The organism is Paenibacillus sp. S33 (assembly GCF_053615415.1).
The window spans coordinates 301,602-328,036 of record NZ_JBSIEZ010000002.1; the positions used below are offsets into that span (position 1 = coordinate 301,602).

Below are 26,435 nucleotides of genomic sequence, written 5' to 3' on the forward strand. Positions count from 1 at the left end.
TTAAGCATTCTTCCTGTTATACTAGCAAACTGCCAAAATAAGTGTAGAAGAGAGCAGAGAATCATTATGTTCAGTGTCCATGTCAATCTGGCACTCTAATAGTGAAGGATAAATCAAGAGAATACCAATTGTGCAGGATCAAATTTTAATTCCGAGAGGAGCCCTTATTTTAATATTTTTTATAAAGTTAAAAATATCCTATTTTGTATCAAAAAGTAGCGACATCTTCAAATAATCTTGTAATAATAGGTAAGTGATTCTATATACCTAAAATATTAGGTATATAGTTTTGATTTAACACTACATACATGAGAGGACAAAAAAGATGAAGAAGTGGGTTAATGTTTTCACGGCTGGAATTTTAGCGACCTCTGTATGGGCTAGTCCCATATTCGCAGCCGACAGTTCACACCATGTAACAAAGGAAGAAAGTTCTACTGTATCTCAACCATATGGGGATATGGCGAACCATTGGGCAACGGACAACGTTGCAAAATGGAGCCATCGAGGAGTGGTTTCAGGTGTGGCGAACGCACGCTTTGAGCCAAATCGTCCGATTACAAGAAGTGAATGGGCTACTTTGTTAAATCGTGCATTTCAAATACAGCCAGGACAATCAGCATCTTTTACCGATGTAGATAAAGACGATTGGTTTGCCCCAACCGTTACGGATGCAGTTTACGCTGGATATATGAAAGGATTCGAGGATGGCAGCTTTCGCCCTACGCAAGTATTAAGTAGAGAAGAGGCGGCAGTGACCATAAACCAATTGCTTCAAATCCCTTCTTCCGTTTCAAATAAAACCTTTAAAGATGGCGCATCTCTGCACAATTGGTCCCAAAAAGCCGTTAATGCTGTAGTGGCAGCGGGCATTATTGAAGGCTACCAGAACGGTACATTTCAGCCTCAAAAACCGTTGACTCGTGCTGAGGCGGTCACGATTCTGGATCGTGCTGTGAATCATTCTAGTGCTTGGTATGGAGAATCAGGAACATATGGACCTTCAACTGGACTCGCCAAGCAGTCAGGCAATGTTGTCATCAATACAACGGGTGTAACGCTTCAAAATACGGAAATTGGGGGTGATTTAATTATCGGGAAAGCCGTTGGGAACGGCGATGTATTCTTGAAGAATGTCAAAGTCCACGGTCAAACCTACGTTTACGGCGGTGGAGAGCATAGCGTTCATCTGAATAATTCTGTGCTAGTTAGTATCATCGTAAACAAAGTGGATGGAACCGTTCGTTTGGTGGCGGAAGGTGCAACTTCCATAAGTGAAGTGAAAATTAAGACGGGCGCAGCCTTGGATGTCTCACAGGGGGCTAGTGTTGATCGGGTTACTCTAACAAATGAGCTCCCAGCAAAATCGAATGTGAGCCTTACAGGATACTTCCACACGGTGAACGTGGAAGCATTCGCTATTAATGTAAACATTCCAAACGGACAAATTGATACGTTAAACGTAGCTGACAACGCTACGGGTACAACTATAGATATGGCACAAGAATCTTCTATTCTCTCTCTGGTGCTTAATGCTGCTGCCAAGGTAATAGGATTAGGTTCTGTTGATAAGGCCATAGTTAATGCTGAAAATGTTTCTTTTCAAACAAAACCTAAATCTGTGACAAATGGCGACAAGGTAAATAGTGATGTTAAGGTCACGATAGGCAATTCGACAAATACATTAGGATCACAAGGGACAACATCATCAGGCGGCGGTGGGGGTTCTTCTAGTGACTCTAATGAATCCGATAATCCAAAAAAAGATGATCATAAAAAAAATGACGACAAGAAAGATGATACACCTCAAGCACCAGAGCATAATGGAGAAGCTAGCATTTCTGTTCCTAAAAAAATAGTAACAGTCGGAGAGTCCGTTTATTTTACTAGCTCTTATGATGGCACTGCTTACTTTTCAAGTGATTTCATAGATTACCGTAATCTGCAATCCCTTGAGTTGGGTGTCGAAAGCGGCGAGGTGCTGAAAATGGAGGTTCCGGCTAATAATTCCGTCAGTTTCTCGACATATGATATTAATCATTGGGATTATCCTAACAACTTTGAATTTGATCTGACGGTTTATGACAAAAATGGTGCTTATCGCAGTAAGGAAATAACGGTTTTGGATGAGAACGAGCCTCTGGATCAGTCACCGATATATACTCAATATTCTGAAAGAAAGGATAGACTTGATCAATTTTCGTTTAATTATAACCGTTTGTTACAGCTTGCGGATGGGAAGACAACGGAAGATATCGTTCAGTGGTCTGTTGGTGACGGTCCTTTTACGCCTTTCACAAAGGAAGATGGGGCTGTAAGAGTTGAGGACAATAAAGTCTTTATATTGCCTAAACATTTGGAGGATCGGTTGATTTATAAATTCCGTTTAGTCACAGGCTCCGTGGTTACATCAAATGGTGAATTCAATAAAGAATTTCAGACTTGGGGAAATAGAAGAACGGTCAGAATTACAATGATTCAACCTATCGGGGATATATTAAAGGTGAAAAAAGGAGACGCTCTTACATTCTCTCTTTCAGATGTTTCAGATGTATATCTGCTAAATACATTTGTTTTAGGAAGCCAAAGTAACTACGACGATTTGGTTGCAGAAAACTGGGGTAAAAAGATAATTGTTACGGATGATGAAGTGAATAAACCAGTTACTATCTCTACAGGCGATTTGCCGCCAGGAAAGTATCAACTTCTGGTTTGGAATGGACAAGATTTGGATCTGGAAATTATAGAATAAAACTGAATTACTTAGGAAGTGAATTAAACATTACGATATTATAAGTGGTCAGGAAACTTTCCTGACCATTTTTTTGTTCCAATACTTCGTCTTGAAAAGAGGATTTATGGTATGCAATAATGCTGATCCCCTCGAAAATCAGTAGTAAATCCGAATAATGCAGATGTTATTCTGTATTCATAGAAGTTTGCAAGAAAGGCGGTGAAACTTTGAAATGGTATGCAGCGAAGCCAGCTGCTTCGTATAGAGCTGTTAAGCCGCTTGGGCGAGTTGGAGGAATCATTTTGCTTACGCTTGGGAAAAGGAAACATGGGCAGCAGATGCCAAACGCTCCAGCCAGCTTCAAGATCACTTGAGAAGTTGGGAAATCGATAAGTAGCGGGCGCTCACGCTCTCAACGCTATACAGGAAGCTATTATTAGGTACATTTGATGAAGTCAGCCATGCGAACTATGATTTTTAAGAACGGTGAAGCTGTAGACAGTTCACAGGAAGTAGAGGAACAGAAGGAAACTGCCCGTAAGGAAATGCGCCTAATTCGAGCATTTATACGTAAACATACGCGTTCGCGTCTGACTAAGAGGTAGAGAGTATCCTTGGTTGGATGTTCCCCATCTTTAACAATGGAGCGCTCTTTGAATGACAAGTGACTAATTTCCTAATTTATAATATAAAAAGGAGGAAAATTGATCTAATTTGGCGTATTATATAATTGGCATAATTTACATCCTAAGTGAAAGCGGGAAGTTTATCATTTTTTGAAATTGCGTGATATTGATTTTTACATGGAATTGGTACTAAATTTATCGAACAGTTGAAGAAACGATATAAATAGGAGAGAAAACGAGTTTTAGACGATCCCTTATAACGAATATATCGACTTTGTATCTGGACATATATAGGTGAAGAGAGGGGGGAATCCGATTATTATAGAGACGGACAAAAAATTAGCTATTTTGATGTTTATCGTTTCTGTATAATCAGCGTGTTAATTTACTATCTGAGACATTGAATTTCAATTTCAAAACTCCAATTCCAATTCTTTTTACGGATGCGGTGCCAAGTGGTAATTGAAAATGAGATGATGAACTTTTTGTTTTTTTGTGGAGAGGATTAGCCAGGATCAAGTCATATGTGAAATGAAAAAGGGGTTAAATTAAATTTATGAAAAAGATTCTTGTTTTACTAATTTTGCTAATACTATTTGGTGTTACTGCTTGCAGCAATCAAGATCCATCTGAATCTTATAAACAAATAGATTATGATTCAACATCAACAAGTGAAGTTACAAAACAATTTGTTCTAAAAAAAGTAAATTTACAATATGGTAATCAGCAGTACACGAATATACATGATGTTTCCACAGGTAGGTCTGCCTTTGAGCAAGATGACAGATTAACAGTCTCTTCTCAAACCAATCCAAGTAATTATTTCGATACTCCAAAAATATATGTGTCAGTAGGAAAAGATGGAAACTGGGTATCAAAAGATTTAGCATTAGGTCAATTAGAGCAATATGCTGAGGGGGTTCCTGGTGGCTTTATCTTTGCTGATAAGGAATCATATACAGTAAAGTACCTAGACAGCAATAATAAAATTCAAGTACACTCTTTTGTTGATAATGGAATAGACAAATCGTGGAAACTGGATAAAATTGTTTTGACATCCAAGGGGTACGCTTTAAAATTCGACAATGGAGACTCTGTGAAGCTCATATTATGTGGCGATTATCAACATTCTATAGATATTAATATCAAATTTAAGTTTGGTTCGTCAGAAGGTTTTGATTATCAATATATAGACCTGAATTCTGGAGATATTGTAGCAACAGCTTATTCAAAAATTTATATACTTAATCTTAAAACCGGTGAACCACAATTTGACGATCTGGGCCAACCTAAAAAATATCCAAATTTACTTGGAGATTTTGTTGGGAGATCAAAGAGTGGCCAATGGCTTTATGTTGAACATTCAGATGATATAGTAAGAATTGGATACCTAGACGATGAACTTCGCTTCGTGGACTATTCAACTATAGAAGGCATACCTCATCCACATATAGGTGATAAGTATTTTTGGGATGGGAAAGAATTAAGAATGATAGGGACTTACAAGTATAGAGGAAAAGATTCTATTTATGAAGTCCTAATTGATATAAATTAACTGTTAGATAAGCAGTTTTGGTGAAAAAAAACTTGCTGCTTTGTTACGAGAAAGGTGCCTTGAAGAGTTGGTTTAAATATGATGTATAGGAGCGATTAGATCAACTGTGGCTCTGTAGAGGAGCAAAATAAGGATACAGATTAAATTAGAGACAGAATAAGTATAAAAGCCGGTGATTCTACTACAGAGTAGTTCACCGGCTTTCATTTTAATGGCCATCTCATGGAGTGCGACTTTAGAAACTGGTCACAGATGGATTATGTATGATTTCAATCCACGCACCCACATGGAGTGCGACGGAATATGAAAAGTTATTCAACGATGATGTTCGTATTTCAATCCACGCACTCACATGGAGTGCGACAGTAGGGCCAGTTAATTGGACTGGACGTCAGATTATTTCAATCCACGCACTCACATGGAGTGCGACGCTAACGGTCTGGAGTGTAATCGGCAACATGGTTTATTTCAATCCACGCACTCACATGGAGTGCGACTGTAAGGCTACAAATTCACGAAAGGAGAGGAGGTATTTCAATCCACGCACTCACATGGAGTGCGACCAAATTTGCTTGGACGCGGAGATGGGATGTTTAATTTCAATCCACGCACTCACATGGAGTGCGACAGCGAAAATACAGTAATTCATACCCTAATGATATCAATTCCTCACATTATCGCAAAAACTGAAGCCAAAAAGGCTTGGATCAACCATTGACTTTAACTGAGGGGAACTAATTTAGTTACTTTTCGACAAATTTCGAGGTGCGAAAGACCCAGGATTTTTATGTGAGCTTCACATTCGCACCAGAAATATCTATTAGTTTTACAAGCTCCTAAAACAGCGTGACATTAGCTTCTACACGTACAGATGCCGAATCTAAAAATGGAATGGGCAATAAAACCAAGACGGTTGCAGTTCCGTCTCCAAGAATTTCCCGTGCTCCTCTCAGTGAGCTATGCGTCAATCCATGTGCTCATACTGCAACAAAATAAAAAAAGGAGCGACAGCCTGATGACAGCAATTATTTTAATCCACGCCCTCACATAGAGTGCGACAGCAAAAAAACAACGTATCCAAGGATCTTCTAATCACCATTGTAGCGCACAGAAGTAAGTATGGTAACTAGATTATACTAAATTCTCTGATTAAACTTCACGTTTTGTACAATTTAGCGTGTACCAATCCATCACGCAAACGCTGCAAGGCGGGCGATACCACAAGATAAACATTTTCTTTAGTAAGCTGTGTCAGAGGGACTCCTGAATCTTGGAAAATAGCAGAGCGAACCAAATTCGAGGCGCTTCTGCTGTTTCTATTCTATATCCGAGTGTCGCGTTTATGCTATAATTAATAGGACAAGGTAACCGGTGGGGAAAGACACGGCGAAGCTACCCGAAAGGGGGTGCTGCCGTGTCATATCTTGAATTGTGTCTGAAGCTTTTGGATGTTGTACTGAAGTTGGTCGGTATTATGACTGGCCTAATTACGTTAGTCAACGTCTATAAGCAAGGGCGAGACAAGAAAAACCACCGGGAATAGGTTTGGGAGCCTAGCTATCCGGTGGTTTTTCGTATCCGTATGAAATTCTCGCCGTGGTTGCCCACCGGCCTTTGTCGAGTAGCCGTGATGCGCTAACATCGCGGCTACTTTTATTTATATCCATTATACCACAAATTCATGAGGATGAAATGTCTGCTTATTTATGTCAGACATTTTTTTTATACGAACGGGCAGGATAACGCAACAAATTTACTGTTCCTACGTATAGCATATAATTAGGAAATCAACTCGATGAGAATTGTAGCCAAAGGGCAACAATTTGCAGGGGAGCGAAATGAAGTGACAATAAAAAGACCGTTTGGTACTGGGTCATTTGCAATAGTTGTTCTAACTTTAGGGTTTTTATTTAATTTTAAATTTCAAAACGACTTCATGTTGAGCCATTATCTTTTTAAGTTATTCAATTGGGATATTTATACGAATGAAACCGAGGGGTATCACATTCCATTTATGGTTGCTATTGTATTTTGGTTACCAGCAGTGATAATTTCGAAAAAATACTCAAATAATTTTGGAACTTCTTTGTGTTATAGGGTGGGAGGAGTTATGTTGATTCTTAGTATTATAGTGTTTGTAGTTTACTTGTTTGGAACTCTTGTATAGAAACAAGCGATGATTAAGGTTCATCGTTTGGTTAAGCTAACGGGAAAACAGGAAGCTTGCGTGAAGATCTCCTTATATTGTTGAAGCCGCAATCCATCACGGAAGAAGAACGCAAATTCCGAGTCTTAGCGGGACTTGGCTCCTTTTTGCAGCATCCGGCGTTTGCCGAGGCTGAAACAGCCGGGATTTTCGAGCCGTGGATGGTTGTGAACCGCGAGCTCATGAATCGAGCCGTCGCCCGCGGTGAGATTCCTGCTCAGGCAGACATTGAGATGGCCTGCCAGGTTATTACTTCAGTGGCTTCTTTTCGCGGACTCATCCAGTGAAAACCGTTCGATAAGCTTTTCTTCACAGCGCTAATCGACGGCATCCTGCTGCCTGCCCTCAAAAACCCATAAGTGCAAGCCAAGAAGAAATGATTCAACTAAAGGGAAACGATAGCTCAATACAACTAAGAAAGCAGCTGACCAATGTGATCGGCTGCTTTTTTTCATCTAACGGGCAGGACTACTTCCGAAATGTGTTAAGATATAACCGTACTGTTCTTTTAGAAGTAGGGGAACGATGGGGAAGAAAATACGCCTGTTTAATCTCGATAAAAGACCTTCAGGTAGGTGACTAATATTCAAACAATATATGTCCGAGTACGACATTGGTTATTCTGGTATGGGGCTTATGGTTTCTGTAGCAAGAGCCGCAATGATGAAATTATGCTTTATTCTGATCAAGATCAAATAAATTTCTTAGGTTATTTTGAACTTACAACCGTGACAGGTCTAATTAACCTCTTAAAATACGATATGGATATTATTGGTGATGATAAAGAATATTCTGATGAAATTGAAAGTTTTATAAATGGTGATGAAGATATTTATTATCATTACATATACCCAAGAGATTTAGAAGATGTTTCTTGTCAAGTTCCTCATTCTGCTCCGACGAATATAGATGGGTATAAACCTGTCTATATTGATATGTGGTCAAAATCATCCCAATCTTGGGACATTGATGAGATTAAGAAAAGCGTGAGAATAATTGTAAAAGATTTTTTAGGTTTGAATACAGAAAATATTGAATTCATAGATATTCCAACGTTTGAGGAAACAAAATTATCGTACGAACAAGATTATAAATCATACATAAACGAAAATTGATTCAACTAATGGGAAACGTTGGCTCAATAAAATAAGCGAAAGTCAAGGACTCTATTTTCTCGTCCAGGGTTGCCGCTTTTTATATAGTTGGGGCTACTCCATTTACAATAGGATCTTCTATCCAAGATGTAATTGATACCATGGGCACTCCAACGTATATAAATGTAGACTCTTGGGGCTACGAATATTCGATCATACAGCTTAATTCAAGTAGTGAAGAGGTTAAGGTTGGCCAAACATCATATGGGTTCACGATTAGAAACTGCAGCCCCCTTACAATAGGCCTTCCAAGCAGCAAGTGATTTATGCCATAGGAACCCCTAATTCGTATTTAGTGATTCATGGGGATATGGTTTTTCGACGATACAATTCGATTTCTGAAGCAAGATTCTTTTGATCAGGCTAGAGAGTACATAGCTAAATATGAAGATTTGAGTGGGTATGAGAACAAAAGCCTAATGGACCACTAGAAGTCGCTTCTAGTGGTCCATTAGGCTTTTCTGTGCATAGGTAACGTTACTCTCTGTTCGTTTGAGTAAAAAAGAGAATTGTGGGTTCCTTATGGTATGGAACCCTTCTGCTTGCCGCAAGGGGCTGCTTATTGGTACTTAATGTTGTTGCTGTTAAAAGACAATAAAGTATTAGACTAATGATGCGTCATTAAGCTAACCAGTAGCATAGTTAAACAGAGGGAATGCAACTGAAGCCATCTGTTTAGCAACTCTAATAGCTACCCAAATTTCAATCCACGCACTCACGTGGAGTGCGACTGTTACTCCTACTCCTTGGTCAAGGTATAGTGAGATTTCAATCCACGCACTCACATGGAGTGCGACCGGTATTCGCATTGTCAATATGACCAGGTGGGCAATTTCAATCCACGCACTCACATGGAGTGCGACGCAAGAGATACGAAAGGGGATGCGTGCCTATGACGATTTCAATCCACGCACTCACATGGAGTGCGACTAACCCATGGAATGTTTATGGATGCTGGTGTAAAGGGTTTCAATCCACGCACTCACATGGAGTGCGACCGTACAGGCATGTATCAGGTCAAGGGGGAGGCCAAATTTCAATCCACGCACTCACATGGAGTGCGACTATAAGCTGTGCCGTCATTACGAGTGGGGACTTATTTCAATCCACGCACCCACATGGAGTGCGACCATCAAGCTACACAAAAAAAGGCAGGATCATCGAGAGATTTCAATCCTCGCACTCATAGTGCGACGATACTATTTCAAAAGCTGGAAGGGTGGTTATTCATGATTTCAATCCACGTACCCACATGGAGTGCGACTACGGTTATGGGCATCGAGGTCGTACAGGTGAGAATTTCAATCCACGCACCCACATGGAGTGCGACAGCGAAAATGCAGTAATTCATATCCTAATGATATTAATTCCTCACATGGTCACAAAAACTGATGCCAAAAAGGCTTGGATCAACCATTTACTTTTACTGGAAGTAACTGATTCAGTTGATTTTCGGCAAATTTCGAGGTGCGAAGGACCCAAGGTTTTTATGTGAGCTTCACATTCGCACCATAATAGAACATTCACATTATCTAACGGCGGATGTTAATGGCATCCATGAAAGTAAAAATCATCTTTTTGCAGCAAGATCAGCTCATCCCACCCGAAAGTGCACTAAAACGTCGCTCACCCTCCAAATCGCATAAAATATTCGTTCCTCCACTTATCGGACCTTTTTATTTCGGATAAAGCGGCGCTCTCCAATCGTACGACCAGGTGACAACTGCTCCATCATAGTCCACGCACTCACATAGAGTGCGACACCCGAATATGTAGAGTACATTGAGGGCAAAGACATTTCAATCCACGCACTCCCATGGAGTGCGACTTAGATAAAGATGGTCATGGAATTGTTTCTTCTATTTCAATCCACGCACCCACATGGAGTGCGACGCTGATCCCGACGAGCTGCCTACACTGGCAGCGATTTCAATCCACGCACCCACATGGAGTGCGACGCTCCTCTTGATCTAGCTTGTCCGTGTTTCGACGATTTCAATCCACGCACCCACATGGAGTGCGACCCGCCGCGTACTTCATGCCGTTATCCACCTCAATATTTCAATCCACGCACCCACATGGAGTGCGACAGCGAAAATGCAGTAATTCATACCCTAATGATATCAATTTCTTACATTGTCGCAAAAACTGATGCCAAAAAGGCCTGGATCACCCCTTGATTTTTACTGAAGGTAACTGATTCAGTTGCTTTTCGACAAATTTCGAGGTGCGAAGGACTCGGGGTTTTTATGTGAGCTTCACATTCGCACCATAATAAAACATTCATATTATCTAACGACAGGTTTTTATGGCATCCATGGAAGTGAAAATCATCTTTTTGCTACAAGATCAGCTCATCCCACACGAAAGTGTACTAAACCGTCGCCCACCCTCCAAATCGCATAAAATATCCGTTCCTCCACTTACCGGACCTTTTTATTTCGGATAAAGCGGCGCTCTCCAAATCGTACGATCAGGAATGGAAGCTTCAAAAGAGGGACGAGCTTATTACTTCAATCTACGCACTCCCATGGAGTGCGACGAGACAAGACACACCAAGTCGCGAACAAGATGCAATTTCAATCCACGCACTCCCATGGAGTGCGACATCAGGGTGACAAAGTTAGATTTGGATATTACATAGTTTCAATCCACGCACCCACATGGAGTGCGACAAAACGCGGGATTAAGGTTATTGAGCAAAATCAATTATTTCAATCCACGCACCCACATGGAGTGCGACAATACGAAATCTATTAATTTTCTTTGCCTCAGTTATATTTCAATCCACGCACCCACATGGAATGCGACCACAATCTGGCGGTGTGGAAGAGGCAGACATCGTAATTTCAATCCACGCACCCACATGGAATGCGACAAAGTGTTTTAATTGCAACATGTTTCGCCCAAAAAAGATTTCAATCCACGCACCCACATGGAATGCGACAATCAAAACGTATAAAGGCAAATTTGACTTGAAAATTTCAATCCACGCACCCACATGGAATGCGACTTAATTAATCGTCGAATCAAACAGTTTATCGTAGGGATTTCAATCCACGCACCCACATGGAATGCGACAGCGAAAATGCAGTAATTCATACTCTAATGATATCAATTCCTCACATTATCGCAAAAACAGATGCCAAAAAGGCTTGGGTCAACCATTGACATTTATTGAAAGTAACTGATCTAGTTGATTTTCGACAAAATTCGAGGTGCGAAGGACCCGAGGTTTTTATGTGAGCTTCACATTCGCACCTTACAAACCGAGTACGCTTTCCAAGTCGTAAGTTTCTTTAGCCCCTATATGCTCTACTTTCATTTTGTAGTCATCTCCTAAGTTGTAGAAGCGCAAGCTGTCTTCTTTTTGGTATCAACTCCCCGGGTTCATACTTCGAACTTCAAGAAATGGGGTCAAACCCGAAATACATTAATATAGTTCATGACAGCCTCATTTTCTTTTTTGTAAAATCCTTTACTATGAATCAATTTCAATGTAAGGACAAAATGGTCGACATATACTCCTCGAATTTCTTCCAGTGCTGATTCCATATCGTTGGACAGGTGTTTGTAGGTTACAGCATCTAATTTCTAACCACGTACTCACATGGAGTGCGACTTACGCTTGAATTAGCAAAATGGGCCAAAAAGGTTATTTCAATCCACGCACTCACATGGAGTGCGACGGTGATAAATTATTCCGAGACATCGTTTACCACAGGATTTCAATCCACGCACTCACATGGAGTGCGACTTGCTACGTCAGGTAGCAGCGCTGAGGTCGCTACGTTATTTCAATCCACGCACTCACATGGAGTGCGACAGCAAAAAACAACGTATCCAAGAGCCTTTATCTCTATTGTAGCGTACAACAGTATATATGGTAACTAGATTATACTAAAATCACTGATTAAAGTTCTGGTGTTGTTCACATTCAACGCGTTTTCGACAAAATCTGAGGTGCGAATAACTCGGGAAAATCATGTGAGCTTGGCATTCGCACCAGGTATAGCTGCTAATCTACGCTTACCGAGTGGATGCAAAGGGGCGATAAGTTTTAATGCATGATAAGTATAAGTTTATAAAATCCAGTAATAAGTTGGTATCCTATTATAGGTTATCCAAAGTGAAGCAAGCGAAGGTAGTGATGTTTAATGGTGAGAATGGGACATATTAATTAATAGATACAAGGAGGGGGGGGCGATATTTTCTAGTGCATTCTAGCATTAAGATATCGTCTCTCTACGTAACGTAATATAATTTTTTTGGGGCTACAACGTGATTTCAAGAAACGTCTATGTAGACAAGGTCGGAGGAAGTAGCTTCGCCTAGTAGCTCTACACTCCTAGCCTCGTAATAACGAAAAGCTGTAGGCCAGAATTAAAGAAGGCAAGCCGCATCATGAACTGGTACGTTAATGTCATTTTGCGGATGGCAGGATGTCTGTAACCCGAAAAAGGAGTAAGGTCAGTTCATTTTGAATAGATCATGCTGGTGGATACCCGATAACATTTGGCCATTTGTCGGCTTTCGTACGCCAATGGGCGAGTTAGTTTCAATATGTTGTAGTATGCTGGTGTAAAGCTACATCGAATGATTTTCTTAACTCAGGAGGTTATCAAGAATGCCTTATCCGATGGTCCATTTTGCGATAGCTTTAGAACTTTGCTCGCGAACTCCATCTTCTAGTTTCTTAATTGGGAGTATTGCTCCAGATGCTGTCCATGTAAGGGGAGATGTGACAAGAAGCGAAAAGGGTATTACACATTTTGTTTGCGAAGATAGATTTCCTAGTAGAGAAATACTTAAGGAAAGATGCCAATATTATTTAAATCTAAATGTTGATACGAACTGGACAGAGTACATACTAGGGTATTTTGCCCATATCTATGCGGACATAAGATGGACGGAAACAGTCTATTCGAATTTTGAACGTGAGTACAAAGGAGAAAAAGATGAAATAAGGAAAGTCTATAATATGGAGTCAAATCAGGTAGAGTTTAATTTAGTCAAGAGAGAAGAATGGGCAGAAGATGTTCTCAACAAGCTCTGTGTCGGAAATGCCTATAGTATCGAACCATTGTTAACTCAAATTGAAGTAAACCAATACCGAGATATAAAGCTACAATGGCTACGTAATAAGGACAATGAACCCCTGATAAAACCAATTTATTTAAAAGAAAATGTGGTTAAGAATTTTGTTTCAAAAACATCGCATGAACTTAACACTTTATATAAAGAATGGGGAATCGAGTCTTTCTAAGCAAGATATATTTGAGCAACGGAACACGGTGATTGAATAACACGCTTGTTGAGCAGGCGCTACAATGCTCTATTATCAAATTAACAAGCAGCATAGTTAAACAAGATGCTTGTTATAATCCACGGCTTAATCCCATGTATATGAGGAGGTTATTATCCAATGGGTTCTGGAATGAGGGGAAGGATCAGGGACAGAGTGGTATTAATATCGATCAAGTGACTGATGAGATCCATCAGATCTTAACATAAGAGGATTGACAAGCTAGGTGTAGCATACGGCATTGTTAGGGAATTTAGTTATCATCCTGAGGAGACATCGTCCTGGACTATTAGTATCGAAGACTCTAAAACCGTACTTACCTTGGATATCTTGTTCAAATATATGAAACAGCATAGGAATTTGAAGGATACGTTAACTCATTTTATGTGTGATCATTCTCCATACTTCACTTAAGCAGAGCATTAAGGGGGAAGTATACTCAAGAAACAGAATACAAGAGGCTAATAACTGAACCATAACCGGAAAGGAAATAAATGAACAAAATATATCTATATCTCAGTTTTCTTATTCATCTTATATTGGCATTATTGCTACCTTATCAAATTATGATGGTATCTACTTGTCTTTATTATATTGGATTTTTTATGGGCAAATATTCGGCGCCTGATCTTATTGGGGAAGAAAATCTCTTTGCAATAATTTTAATCATAACGCTGTTATTTGTCTCTATGAGTGCTTTTCTGTTAATTTTCAGTTATGGCACATTGTTTAAAAAGGCGGGAGTCAAAAAAAGCACCTTTTGTATAGTTAATTTAACGATTTTTTTATTGGTTTGTTTATATCATTAATCCAGATCTTTCACAGGCAAGCAATTTTTATTCTACTTTGCATAAAGGCTTTATTTGATGAGTTTGAATAAGTATATTTCTCCTTCAAATTGATACTCTAAAAAGAGCATACGTATCTTATGGATGGAGTGAGGTTGGAGAGTGTATTTGTGTCGCGTTCAGAAGTTTTCAAGGAAGGTGTACTCAGGGAGAAAGCTGGTTTCGTATGTCCCGTACGAAGTTTAGGGTCAGCTTGAGAGATAAGTAAAATAAAAAAGGATGATATGTGTAAAGGATACTCTGATGTTAATGAAAAGACGGAAAGGGATGAATCATATTGAAGAAAATGACGCTCTTTTTTAGTGTTTTTGTTCTCCTTATATTTTCAGGAAGTATGGCTAGTGCAAAGGCGAAGCCCCTTAAATTAAACGTAAATGAAAATCTCCTTACTGATATGAAAAGTCCCTTGGTTTTAAATGATACTAGTTTCGTACCTGTACGCGTTATAGAGTCCTTAGGAGGCTACAAAGTTGTTTGGAACAGTAAAAGTAAGACAATAACTGTGATTCATGATGGCGATAGTCTACAGCTAACTGTTGGTAATAACGTTGCCCTCAAGAACCATAAAAAAATAAGTCTCAGCACTCCTCCTGTTATGAAAGACGGCACGACTTATGTTCCTTTGAGATTTATTAGCGAGAATTTTAAGGCTATTGTAGATTGGGACTCCAAGAACAATGGTATTGCTATTATAAACCCTGATCCAAATGCACAAAAGTTGATACAAAGTGGTGATTTGGCAAAAGCTAGATTGGGAGTTATTGGACTGCAAAGAGTTCAGTTCTATGTATCCAAGGATCGACCTGAAGGAGAAAGTTTCAGCTTTATTTTTCCAGAGAATGATTTTTCCAAGATGTATTTTATTTGGAGTGACAGTATTTATTATTACGAGTTGAAAAATGGTTATATGAGCTTAGCTTGGGAGGGGAAAAAGACTTTTTCTAAGCTGGATGGAACACACAGTTCTTTGTCTAAATACTTGGGGGGAAACATAGAAAGTATATGGGGTGAACAACCAGCTGTAACTAAACGACTTGTTTTCTTTAATGATAACTCTGGATCAGTTGGGATGGTCGGTGAATATGGGATTATAGACACAAAGGGGAATGTGGTTGTATCCCATAAAGTACAGGATGCTAAACAGCTTGCAGACTTAATTGTTAACGTGCAAGAGGAAAAGAAATAATTAAGTTTATTTACCCCATTGTCTAATTAAGCAAAATGCTTGCGTGTGATTATGGAGATGCATTTAGTGAACCTGGAGGTCCTGACAGGGAGACAGTTCAGGCGTGTACTGAGATCCATAGCGCAAACGCTGCAAAGCGATACCACAAGCCAAACATTTTCTTTAGTAAGCTACGTCAGAGGGATTTCTGGCTTTGGAAACACAGCCGAAGCATTCCGAATTCGGGGCGCTTCTGTTGTTTCTATTCTATTTCCGAGTATTTCGTTTATGTTACAATTAATAGGACAAGATAACGGTGGGAAATGACACGGCGAAGCTATCCGAAAGGAGGGGCTGCCGCGTTTCTTGGTCTTATTGTGAAGACTCTTGACGCTGTGCTAAAGGTGGTCAGTATTACTACTGGTCTGAAGACTTTGGTTCAGGCATGAAAACAATCACGCAAAGACAAGAACAGGTATGCTGTACTACTCCTACTAAAAAAGAACGCCCATAAAATGAGCGTCCCCAAAAATTTATTTCTTTTCTTCTTTTTTTTCGTAGGTGAAATTTCTTAAAATGACCTGTTTTGTTTTAGGAGTTATTTCTTCCCCCTTATTATCCAAATTTGCAACCTGATCGCTTTGGTACTTGTTTGGAACCTTAACGGGATAAAAATCTCCATGCTCAGTTAACAGGACATGGGGTTGTTTAGATTCAGCTAGATGAGTTAGTTCTTTCTTTCTCTCTGGTGAGAGCCAGTTAGAATCATCGGTTGCTTTAGTCTCAGTTTTGGTGGCACTGGTTTTAGAATCGCCGGTTACCTTAACCTCAGTTTTAATTTTATTAGCAAAGGTCTGGCTTTGAATAATGGTTATAACTCCTCCGATAAGAATCGTTAGACTTAAGACAACAACAACTGTTCTTAGTCGCTTGTTCACATGCACACACCTCCCTTCCCAAACTCAACGACAATTATAATAATTTTTTAAGCTGAGATATTCGGCCCTGTGATACGCCAAGCCACTTGGCATATTCGCTTTGCTTGGCTTCTGGATGCTCACGCATGAGCTGACGCAGATTTTTAAGCAATTGTAACGTAGGCCGATGGACTCTAGATTCTTTAGGTTTCTTCTTAATAGTAGGGATGGGAATGAGAGTAACACCTATGTTCCCTTTCATGTCTAGTATACATTGCCTACACAAAAGAGAGCTTTTGAAATAGCTTAAATCTTGAGCCGAATTGCACAATTTACAGGAAACCCCGTTATACTTCCCTATGCCCAAAATACCTTTTTCATCGTCCATATAAAATTCTAAAGGATCGCCAATCTCAATCCCCGTTGTGTTCCGGATTTCTATGGGAATAACAATCCGACCTAACGTGTCTAAGGGACGTGTCATACCTGTATTCTTCAATTGATATCCTCCTCCAAACTAAATTCATTGAAACCAATTTAAATCTACTAATCTTTCTTTTGTTGGCTAAATATTTTGTATGAACTGGCTTACACGGGACTTTGATATACCCAACATATCAGCATTTCCTGTTGTGTAGCAGTCGGGTACTTTTCATGTAAATCTAAGAGCAGTTGGGCCATAATCTTTTTTGGTTGTAAAAACTGTTTTTTTGTAGAAGAAATCTTGAGCATGCAGGCACAACTTTTACAAACAAGAGAGCCATTAACTCTTCGGTCGATTGACAAGATTTACATGATTTGCAATGCACTTTTTTAGGGGAATTGTACTCGTTTCTTCATCTACAAAAATTCCTACTGAGTCATTCGAATACATGTCACTTGTAATGAATACCTCTTTGGGAATTACGAGTCTACCAGGTTTTCTAAATTCCTTGTCATTTTTGCGTACATCATCCAATGTTTTCCTAATATAAGTATTTATTGTTGTTTCAAAAGATGGTATCATGAAAAAAATACAAACATTTCATTATATAGCTATTTTTCCAATTCTCCTTTTTATTTAAATTTGCACATTCTAAAGTTCATATTGAAAGGGTGGTTTATCTATGGAAATCACACCTATGATACGCACAGAGATTGATAGATATCTAAAACATCAAGGCATAACGATGACTGAGTTTGGTCATATGACTGATTTGAATGTAGGTACAGTGAGCGGTATTGTCACAGGCAATCGTTCTATATCCGTTAATCAATTGGACCGTATTACTGCCGGGATGGGATTACCACCAGACTATTTTTATGAACGTTACGTTGAAGAATGCATCATAGAATCACCCCTGAATTGGCGAAAAATAAGCCCGTTTTTGTTTCGGTGTGCAGAGCTTGGTCGTCTAGATTGCATACAAAGGGTAGTGAGTATATTGCTAGATACTCCTATCTACATCTCATTACTATTTGAACTGGCTGAGGAGCTTTTCCAAAAGGCTTTCAGGACCCGGCTGCTCTCCTTTATGAAAATGTGGCTGAAAGTGAAAAAAAGCAGCATTCAGAGCGATTGGCAGTTTGCCAGTATCGACTGTTTAGTATCCGGATAGGGAAAGATCAGGCTCAAAATCTTCAAAACGCGGCTAAGTTTGAACCTTTTGTTGATCGTCTGGATGAATTTGAACAACTGGATGCTTTGAAAGACTTAGCCAACGTGTACAGATCCTTAAGTATGTGGGACAAAGTGTATAAACTTTCATGTCAAATGTGTAAATTAGGGCAAGTTCAATATGATTTGATTCATAATTCTAAGCGAGAAATGAAACCAGGTAAGAAGCTTAGCAGACCTCTATTTGTATACATAGCTTACGCCGAGCTGCTGTGTGCGAATGCCTGTGACGCAAGAGGAAAACATGAACAGGCATTAGTACATATCCGTCGTTATGCTGACTTAAACTGGGTTAAGGAAACTGATCCTGATACGCTCCATTGGCTAGGGAATTTTAAGCAATGGGCAAAAATTAATACCTATGTTAATAGGCTTATGTCTGGAGATGTTAGCGTATTGCCGGATTACGTGGAATACATAGCTGGTGAAAAAGAAATTTTCGCCGAACTTCTTAACATTATTGAAGCAGCCAACCAATATAATGTGAATGTTGATCATATCCTTCAGCGCTTTGAACCCCAAATTGCAGCGTATCAGGAAGTATCCTCTATGGATATGTATACCAAACAATTTTTACCACAGCAGTATGTCCGTTTTTGGTACAAAGTGGCTAAGTATAGCTTGAATAAAGGTAGATATCCATATGGTTTCAAATGCTTAATAATCGCTTTTGAAAAAGCTGTTACAATTAATCATGGACTACTTATTGCCAATTGTGTTGGCTTGTTTGAACGTTATAAAATGTATGCAACTCCTGAAATACTTGCCCGGAATGACTTGTGGGAAAGAAATGACAGAAAAGATGGCTTTAATCTTAGTGACAGTTAGCTGCATACTGGTGTTCGTAGTACTAGCTCAGAATCCGACTTCGGGCATGTTAACACCACAAGAACACATTGGTGGAATGTGATTCAAGGCATTCAATAAATACCTAATGACCAGCTTTCATGCTGGTCATTTTTTTTGTTATATGTTGTAGCTTTTCGACGAAAAAATGATCATGATGTATTTGTTCATTGCCCCCTAAAATGAGATACATTAGGAGGTTGAAGGCTTGAAAGCAGATGAAACCGTAACGCTAAATCAACAGATGGAAAGTGCACGGGAACGGTTGCATGACCTATACGAACAGTATGGTTTAGGTCATGCTTGCGTACTTGAGCAGTCTGTGATTTTGGACGAACTAATTAATCAGCACAATCGCATGTATCAGAAATAAATAAACATAATTATTTTCTGTCAGAAATCACATCCTTACATCATTTTTATGCAAAACTATTACACATCCCACATAACGATCATAATTATTCTATAAAATGCCTTAGGCGATATTTATATACATTTTCTCATGTCATAAAATGTAAATAAGAAGTTGGAAAAATAAAAGCTGCCTATAAAACAAGTTTCTACGTTTCTCAAGTTTCTCCATGAAAGAGGTGATCGCGTCGAGCTGGGGGCGACAAGAATACGACCAATATTTTGCCCCTGGTGACAGCTACGCTAGTACTAGCAAACCGCTGGGAGAATCCAAAAGATTGCTGGATTTTCCCGGCGCTGGTCCATAATCAGAGACGCAGCCAATGTTTGGTTCAAACAAAAAAACAGCTCCTGCATTTGCAGGAGTTGTTTTTTTGTTAAATTAAAACGTAAACAATTGTACCAACTACAGATATGGCCATCATCAATAGTGATATAATATGTTTTTGTGAAGTGCGAATATATTTCCATTGGAAGATAGATCGAACACCAAACACTAGAATAAGTAATACGCCAATCCAAACATATTTATAAGGTTCTTTAACAAAAAGAACTAACAAAATTACTAGAATAGCCCCAATCACAATGGACCACCTATATGGGATAAAACCGTCCGTGTCTGATATCTTCTCATCTGGTTTGCTGATAATTTTGTCCAGAACAAATTGAATCACAGCAGCAATAAATAATACAAGAGCAAAACTCATTGCTATCACCGTACTTTTCCAATTTTTTTAACTACACTACACCAATACAAATTTTTCGTGTATCAATAAACATATGTATCAAATGCTGGGTTTTATACATATGCCAGCTAAGCAATATGCGATAACGCTGTAGTGTGCGAATGAAAATAAGTTCAGGAGATCCAGACTCATTTTAGAGTGTGTTCATTTTTTACGCACTTTTTTTATTAAAAATACGGCTAGGAAGCCTAGTGCTACTATACCTGCGCTTAAAAAGCAAACTAATAAACCATCTAGTTCTACCTTTCCATTAAGTATATATATAGTCAATACTCCAGTAAAAAATCCAACGACCAAGATTGTTGCGATATTCTTCAAAATTGAAAACTCCTTCTAAAAAAAGTGTGCCAAAAGTGGTATATATGTATTCTATGTATCGTTATTACAATTATATCATATTATTAGGAGGTAGGTGGTAAAAAGAGGAATTTGTATTAGCCTGGATGGCATCCGTTGTGCTAATGCTTATTATCAGCAGTACAGTAGCAACGCTAAATGAAGTACAGTGAGAATTCGCAATATCCGGGGGAACTCTTGCCGGTATTCTTTGGTTTTTGGGTAACCAGGTTGAGTAGTAAGCATTGTAAAGGTGCTACCATTGTTTATGCGAATAATAGTAGAGGGATTTACTTTGATGTATTTTAGTCTATGGACGCTGCTACCAGGCAGTAATCTTAGTCACAGCTAAAGTATATGGAGCTTGATACTGTTAAGTAAAACGCGGTGAACGAAACAAAGAAAGCTTCGGGCTGATTTATCCGGTCTGAAGCTTTCTTTTCATTTGTTAACTCACTATGAAATTTGAGCTTAAATAATCCAAGAGATCTGGAATGATATCATATAATTAACACTAATAATTGGTTTGTAAAGTCGCGTATGCCGGCTTTAATTACTGCAATTTTTATATCTATTGTACGCTCATCGAAACAGCAGATCGTCCATTTTCCAGATCATCGTCAACACCGTTGAAATTTACGGGTGAAGGAGGTGTGATTTGTGAGACAATCTTGCTGTCGCATTTGCTGAATTTACGTCTTTCCAAGCACCTGTTGCCTTTTTAAATCTCATGTCTGAAATTTGAAGTCTGGAGAAGGACAGATTCCATGGCGGAAGACTGGACGGCAGAGTATCCCAACGTGTTATTTCAAATCCAATGATAAAACGAGCGCAAATTTCATCCGTGTATCTTCCTGTATCAGGGTAAATTTTAGCGAATTTAGCATACTCATACGATGGTGTTCCCATGATAGTATTCTTCCTAAAAATTTATATTGGTTAAGGAGTTTGGAGGGGAACTAATCATCATGTAGGCATAGAAAGAACAGCACGATGATGGGGAACAGCAGAATCACCGAGCTTATGGATTTAACTGTTTTGAAAGTAGACCGGGGAAGTTGGTATAGATTAGAAACTTTTGTATATTTGATACGTCTTATGTAAGAGTGTTTATTGAAAAAGGAGGTACTTTATCTTGAAAAAGGTTATTGTGTTTGTGTTTTTCTTCGTACTTACATTTCAATCCTGGGCGAGTGCTGATGCTGCCAATCCTATATCCGTTAATGCGGTGAATGTGAATGGAAAGTTTATAGCAACTGATGTTTCACCTATTATTAAGGGCGGACGTGTTTTGGTTCCTATACGTACGCTTGCTTCTCTTGGGGTAACCTATCAATGGGATAGTAAAAGTCAATCTGCAGTCATTACAAAAGGCACAGATCAAATTAAGCTAATGGCTAACAAAAAAGAAGCATTTAAAAATAACAAAGCAGTCCAGGTTGATGTCCCTGTCCAAGTGTCCCAGGGAAGGATATTGGTACCTATTCGTTTTATTTCGGAGAATTTTGGCTACAAGGCAAGCTATGAGAAGCTTCGGTCTATTTTATTTATTCAAGACTGTAATTATAAAGTGGACCAAGAGAGCTTAAAGGCAGAAGATTTACAAGCAGCGCGTCAGGCTGCTATATCGTTACCGATTCAATTCTCTTACAAATCGCTTTCTTCTCTAGAAAAACCGGGGGCTAATAAAGAATATAATTACGTTTTCCCGAGAGGGGATTCTTCTAGATACATGTATGGAAACAATGTTGGTAATACGGTAGTTGAAGTTAAAGATGGAGTGGCCAAGGCAGTCTGGCAGTTTACTGTATCCACCGGTTTGGAAGATATTGCAACAAGTGCTGGAAAGAGACCTAGCTATAATTACGTCACATGGGTAACTGATATCATGATGTTTAAAGATGAGAATGGAAATATCAAAACTGTATATAAAGATGAAAAAGGTCAACAGAAAGATTTCACTGTAAAATCTCAATCCTATACAGATATTGTCCAACCTATTCCTGATGAGAAAAGAAAGCAATAGCTACACTAAATCAGTCTATTTGGACGTCATTAGCAAGGGACGTTCTTTATTTTGCCTTTGGATTCAAAGTATAAGAATCAATGGTTTTTTAGTGAATTTCAAATGATTGGAGGTTAATTAGTATGAAAAAAATCTTTCTTTCATCTATGCTTACTTTAAGCATGCTCTTAACATTTGCCATCCCGCTTTCTGCTGCACCGTCGATTCATTTGTTGATCAATAGCGAGGTCGTACTTTCAGATGCTCCACCCGTCTCTGTCGCAGGGAGAACTATGGTTTCTTTGGCTTCATTGAAGCCTTTAAAGCTTAATCTGGTCTGGAATGCGGACAAGAAGACGGTGACTGTTAATGCTCCTGGGGCGAAAGAAAAGCTTATGCTTACTATCGGCAAAAAAGAAGCTTCTTATGGAGAAAAAACACTTACTTTGGATGTGCCTGCTCAATTGAATAAGAATCGCGTAGTTGTGCCTTTACGCTTCATCAGCGAAGCCTTTAAAGCAGAGGTGGAGTGGAAAGCGGACAAAAATACTGTCATTATTCGGAGTGCTGATCAAGTAGAAACATATAAGAAGCTGTATCAAGGTACGGATTTGGTGGCGGCACGTAAAATCGCTGTAAACCTTCCTTCGAATAATGAAAATACGCTTCATAATACCGAGGAGAACGTTTATTATCAGTATATTTTCCCTGAAGGAGAGGCTTTAAGGTACTACTCTGTTGTAGGCAACTTACTTACTTATTATGAAATTAAGAATGATGTAAAACATCTAGTTTGGGAAGGTATAGAAGAAGATTCAGGGAAGTATACGAAAGAAAAAGGAAAACGACCACCGGTAGACAAGACGCAATATTTTTTCTTAAAAGAACGTGTGGATAATAGTGTAACATATGGTAAAGTAGGGGCCGAAAAGTCAGTAACACAAACTTTACCTGATAGTGCTTCGGTATTAGCGGATATTATTGTGTCTATTTCTGGTGAAGTAAGGAAAGATCAAATTAAATAGATTATTCACTTCATTTTGGACGTCCCAGTGAACAAGGGGCGTCTTCTTTCGTATATGGTTTTTGAATCTCCGCGTCAGGCTGAAATGCTTCAGATCATAACATGGAAAACGGGCTTACATTTAACCAGCTCTAAAGCGGCAGAGAACGCCATCCAAGACATGATAGAATGCGCTGGATCGCTCGCCCTAGAGCGCTTACTTCGGGAGAAAGCGTCCGCTCAAGGCGCTCTACGTTCCTGATGCTCACCTAATGCAACCCACGGGCGAAAAGCCTTGAAAATAGGAATAGGGAAGAACAAACACCAGAATGCTTTCTTTCGTTGCTTTCGAATATGCTATATTATGTATACTAATTACATAAAAAGGATTATATATGGTAAAATATATAAATGGGTCCAATACCATTCTATTTAGAAAGAAAGGAAAGAGGTGACTGATTTTAAAGTAGATTACTAGATTATGTGTTCGATTATTAGTATTTACCTTTATATGATTACATATACAAGAGAATATAGGAATAACGGACACTATATATTAAGGAGGAAATTATGAAATTCGTGCAGATTATGACCGTAGGTGCGATAGTGGCGTTAGCGATTTCAGGGTGCAGTGATAAGGCAAGTTCAAATTCAAATCAACAACGGCCTCAGAACAAAATGAATAATATTGAGGTCAACAATACAAAGGAAAGTGTAAAAAAAGTTGAAGGAAAAGCAACTATAGAAACATCTATAGCTACTGACAAAAAGATGGATTCTATAAATTATTCACAGTATTATAATAATCAAGATAAATTTAAGGTTGTAGTTTCGGGAAAACAGATTCTATGGAGAAATAAAGATGTTACTTTTACCGCAAAGTTAACTAAGGCTAAGGGGGGAGAAGCCGCCGAAGCCAATAAAGTTGTGGATTCTATGAAAATAAAAAGTAAGCGCGGAGAGCAACTTGTCAAGCTCAACCAACGACCTTTGAGAGTTAATTCACTTTCCTTATCCAAAAACAACCAGGTAGCTCTCCATATAAGCGATCATGAGGGTAGTAGACTTGTTCTAATTAATTTATCTGATGGGGCTCAAACTTTTGTAAACATGTTTGAGATGAATAGTGACGGAGCAGGAAGTGAAAAGATTGATGCATATAACTGGTCACCAGATGGAAAAAAGATTGCGTTTGGAATCGGTGATCTAGGTTCAAGTTATATCGGAGTATACGATGTAGAGTGTAAGGGCTATACGCATGTGTCCGATAAGGATTTTACACTGATCTCCTCTATAGTTTGGCATAAAGAGGGGAAAAGCTTTGACTTTGTGAGTAAAGGTGACGATTCTCCACAAGCAATACTCTATACTTACTCAGAATCAAAAAAATCCATTTTAAAGAAGGGGTCTTTATCTAAGAACGATGAACAGAAGCTAGCTCAATTAACACCGAATTTTAAAAGTGAACCTTATGAAAACTAGCCCACATCAAATAGATGTGGGCTAGTTTGGAATAAAGTATAAAAATCTTAACTTTCACTTATTGTTACTTTACCAGAGCCGCCAGCTGCTTTGATTGCTTTCACCAAAAAACATTATATTTTAATGAACTTTTCTTTGAATTTTTTTAGTGGGTGTAATTATTACAAATTTTTGGAGGTTGGTTAAGGTATGAAGAGAATCTTTCTTACATCTATGCTTAGTTTAGTTATGCTCTTAACATTTGCTGTTCCGCTTTCTGCTGCACCGTCGATTCAATTGGTGATCAATAGCGAGGTAGTTAATTCAGATGCTCCACCTGTTTCCATCGCAGGAAGAACTATGGTTTCTTTAGCTTCGTTGAAGCCGCTTAAGCTCAATTTAGTTTGGAATGCTGGCCAGAAGACGGTGACTGTCAATGCTCCTAGGGTGAAAGAGAAACTTGTATTAACGATCGGTCAAAAAGAAGCTTCTTATGGAGAAAAAACACTTACTTTGGATGTGCCTGCTCAATTGAACAAGAATCGCGTTGTTGTGCCTTTGCGCTTCATCAGCGAAGCCTTTAAAGCAGAGGTAAAATGGAAAGCGGACAAAAATGCGGTCATTATTCGGAGTGCTGACCAAGTAGAAAAATATAAGAAGTTGTATCAAAGTACGGATTTGGTGGCGGCACGTAAAATTGCTGTAAATCTTCCTTCTAAGGATGAAAATACACTTAATAATACCGAGGAGGGTGTTTATTATCAGTATATCTTTCCTGAAGGAGAAGCATTGAGATATTATTATGTTGTTGGGAATTTATATACTTACTATGAAATTAAGGATGATGTTAAACATCTAGTTTGGGAAGGTGTAGAAGAAGATTCGAGGAAGAAAATGAAAGAAAAAGGAAAGCGTCCATCGGAAGACAAAACACAATATTATTTTTTACAAGAACGTGTGGATCATAGTGTCACATATGGTAAAGTGGGGACCGAGAAGCCAGTAACGCAAGCTTTGCCTAAAAATACTACGGGATTAGCGGATATTATTGTACCTATTTCCGGTGAAGTAAGGAAAGATCAAATTAAATAGATTATTCACTTCATTTTGGACGTCCTGAGCAATAAGGACGTCTTAGTTTCCTATCCGTAAGCTTTAGGAAGTTGATAGGGCTGAATAACAATTAGTAGAGGTGTTTCTGGAGGAATCCAGGAGCGCCCCTTTTTTTCATGAGTCGGTTGTAACCCTAAAGGCTGGTTTGAACCAGCCTGGATGCCTGTAGCAAGTGACTGGCTTCCAATCGGTTAGCAGGAAGGAAAGCAGGCTCATTGTTACGGCGGCAAGAGCGTCGTCCTAAAGCCATTTACGCACCCGCTGGCCGCTCTCACGCCGATAACTAGAGCGCAACGCCTAAGCCAGGCAAGAGCACCCTGTGGCTAAGGTTCTCTACGTTTCTGTCG

Annotated in this window: 18 protein-coding genes, 1 pseudogene and 3 CRISPR repeat arrays; of the genes and pseudogenes, 14 read left to right on the plus strand and 5 right to left on the minus strand. The window is 39.0% G+C overall.

Going from position 1 to position 26,435, the window contains the following annotated elements; all coding sequences use genetic code 11:
- Positions 1-325: 325 nt before the first annotated feature.
- From ACWGXJ_RS26325 to ACWGXJ_RS26360, 8 genes are all read left to right on the plus strand, one after another.
- The gene (locus tag ACWGXJ_RS26325) at positions 326-2,752 is read left to right on the plus strand and encodes an S-layer homology domain-containing protein (RefSeq protein ID WP_452568133.1); all 2,427 of its coding nucleotides are present in this window, start codon (positions 326-328) and stop codon (positions 2,750-2,752) included.
- Positions 2,753-3,916: 1,164 nt separating this feature from the next.
- Positions 3,917-4,915 (plus strand): hypothetical protein, encoded by a 999-nt coding sequence (locus ACWGXJ_RS26330; protein WP_452568134.1) that lies wholly within the window; start codon positions 3,917-3,919, stop codon positions 4,913-4,915.
- 266 nt (positions 4,916-5,181) lie between these two features.
- Positions 5,182-5,543: a CRISPR direct-repeat array (repeat unit 32 nt; unit sequence ATTTCAATCCACGCACTCACATGGAGTGCGAC).
- Between the two features lie 786 nt (positions 5,544-6,329).
- Positions 6,330-6,458, plus strand: a complete 129-nt coding sequence (locus ACWGXJ_RS26335) for a hypothetical protein (RefSeq protein ID WP_258297711.1) — start codon at positions 6,330-6,332, stop codon at positions 6,456-6,458.
- Positions 6,459-6,710: 252 nt separating this feature from the next.
- The gene (locus tag ACWGXJ_RS26340) at positions 6,711-7,082 is read left to right on the plus strand and encodes a hypothetical protein (protein ID WP_452568135.1); all 372 of its coding nucleotides are present in this window, start codon (positions 6,711-6,713) and stop codon (positions 7,080-7,082) included.
- A gap of 56 nt (positions 7,083-7,138) precedes the next feature.
- Positions 7,139-7,408: a TetR-like C-terminal domain-containing protein gene (locus ACWGXJ_RS26345; protein ID WP_452568136.1), complete on the plus strand. Its 270-nt coding sequence runs from the start codon at positions 7,139-7,141 to the stop codon at positions 7,406-7,408.
- Between the two features lie 288 nt (positions 7,409-7,696).
- Positions 7,697-8,236, plus strand: a complete 540-nt coding sequence (locus ACWGXJ_RS26350) for a hypothetical protein (protein ID WP_452568137.1) — start codon at positions 7,697-7,699, stop codon at positions 8,234-8,236.
- 738 nt (positions 8,237-8,974) lie between these two features.
- A CRISPR array of direct repeats spans positions 8,975-9,406; the repeat unit is 32 nt; unit sequence ATTTCAATCCACGCACTCACATGGAGTGCGAC.
- Positions 9,407-10,785: 1,379 nt separating this feature from the next.
- Positions 10,786-11,357: direct repeats of the CRISPR family, unit length 32 nt.
- 1,545 nt (positions 11,358-12,902) lie between these two features.
- Positions 12,903-13,541, plus strand: a complete 639-nt coding sequence (locus ACWGXJ_RS26355) for a hypothetical protein (RefSeq protein ID WP_123797541.1) — start codon at positions 12,903-12,905, stop codon at positions 13,539-13,541.
- 1,173 nt (positions 13,542-14,714) lie between these two features.
- A complete protein-coding gene (locus ACWGXJ_RS26360; RefSeq protein WP_235209160.1) occupies positions 14,715-15,614 on the plus strand; it encodes a copper amine oxidase N-terminal domain-containing protein in 900 nt (299 codons plus the stop codon).
- Positions 15,615-16,126: 512 nt separating this feature from the next.
- On the opposite strand, the gene ACWGXJ_RS26365 is transcribed toward ACWGXJ_RS26360, so the two are convergent.
- Complete coding sequence (locus tag ACWGXJ_RS26365) at positions 16,127-16,531, minus strand: hypothetical protein (protein ID WP_452568138.1); 405 nt, start codon at positions 16,529-16,531, stop codon at positions 16,127-16,129.
- A gap of 34 nt (positions 16,532-16,565) precedes the next feature.
- A complete protein-coding gene (locus ACWGXJ_RS26370; RefSeq protein ID WP_452568139.1) occupies positions 16,566-17,009 on the minus strand; it encodes an AbrB/MazE/SpoVT family DNA-binding domain-containing protein in 444 nt (147 codons plus the stop codon).
- 607 nt (positions 17,010-17,616) lie between these two features.
- Here ACWGXJ_RS26370 and ACWGXJ_RS26375 point away from each other — a divergent pair.
- Positions 17,617-18,995, plus strand: a pseudogene (locus ACWGXJ_RS26375) (helix-turn-helix domain-containing protein).
- Between the two features lie 226 nt (positions 18,996-19,221).
- On the plus strand, positions 19,222-19,386 hold the full coding sequence (locus ACWGXJ_RS26380; RefSeq protein ID WP_080902372.1) for an aspartyl-phosphate phosphatase Spo0E family protein: 165 nt from the start codon (positions 19,222-19,224) through the stop codon (positions 19,384-19,386).
- A gap of 415 nt (positions 19,387-19,801) precedes the next feature.
- Here ACWGXJ_RS26380 and ACWGXJ_RS26385 read toward each other — a convergent pair whose 3' ends face one another.
- The 3 genes from ACWGXJ_RS26385 to ACWGXJ_RS26395 all read right to left on the minus strand — a co-directional run bounded on the left by ACWGXJ_RS26385 (position 19,802) and on the right by ACWGXJ_RS26395 (position 21,415).
- The gene (locus ACWGXJ_RS26385) at positions 19,802-20,131 is read right to left on the minus strand and encodes a DUF4181 domain-containing protein (protein WP_452568181.1); all 330 of its coding nucleotides are present in this window, start codon (positions 20,129-20,131) and stop codon (positions 19,802-19,804) included.
- A gap of 183 nt (positions 20,132-20,314) precedes the next feature.
- Positions 20,315-20,488, minus strand: a complete 174-nt coding sequence (locus ACWGXJ_RS26390) for a hypothetical protein (RefSeq protein ID WP_452568140.1) — start codon at positions 20,486-20,488, stop codon at positions 20,315-20,317.
- A 654-nt stretch (positions 20,489-21,142) separates the two neighbouring features.
- Positions 21,143-21,415 carry a hypothetical protein gene (locus tag ACWGXJ_RS26395; protein ID WP_452568141.1) on the minus strand — a complete coding sequence of 91 codons (273 nt, stop codon included), beginning with the start codon at positions 21,413-21,415 and terminating at the stop codon, positions 21,143-21,145.
- Between the two features lie 226 nt (positions 21,416-21,641).
- On the opposite strand from ACWGXJ_RS26395, the gene ACWGXJ_RS26400 reads away from it, so the two are divergent.
- The 4 genes from ACWGXJ_RS26400 (at position 21,642) to ACWGXJ_RS26415 (ending at position 26,067) form a co-directional block, all read left to right on the plus strand.
- The gene (locus ACWGXJ_RS26400; protein ID WP_452568142.1) at positions 21,642-22,532 is read left to right on the plus strand and encodes a copper amine oxidase N-terminal domain-containing protein; all 891 of its coding nucleotides are present in this window, start codon (positions 21,642-21,644) and stop codon (positions 22,530-22,532) included.
- A 122-nt stretch (positions 22,533-22,654) separates the two neighbouring features.
- Positions 22,655-23,536 (plus strand): copper amine oxidase N-terminal domain-containing protein, encoded by an 882-nt coding sequence (locus ACWGXJ_RS26405; RefSeq protein ID WP_452568143.1) that lies wholly within the window; start codon positions 22,655-22,657, stop codon positions 23,534-23,536.
- Between the two features lie 548 nt (positions 23,537-24,084).
- Positions 24,085-24,996 carry a protein tolB gene (locus tag ACWGXJ_RS26410; RefSeq protein ID WP_452568144.1) on the plus strand — a complete coding sequence of 304 codons (912 nt, stop codon included), beginning with the start codon at positions 24,085-24,087 and terminating at the stop codon, positions 24,994-24,996.
- 189 nt (positions 24,997-25,185) lie between these two features.
- Positions 25,186-26,067, plus strand: coding sequence for a copper amine oxidase N-terminal domain-containing protein (locus tag ACWGXJ_RS26415; protein ID WP_452568145.1), 882 nt, complete (start codon positions 25,186-25,188; stop codon positions 26,065-26,067).
- Positions 26,068-26,435: the final 368 nt, after the last annotated feature.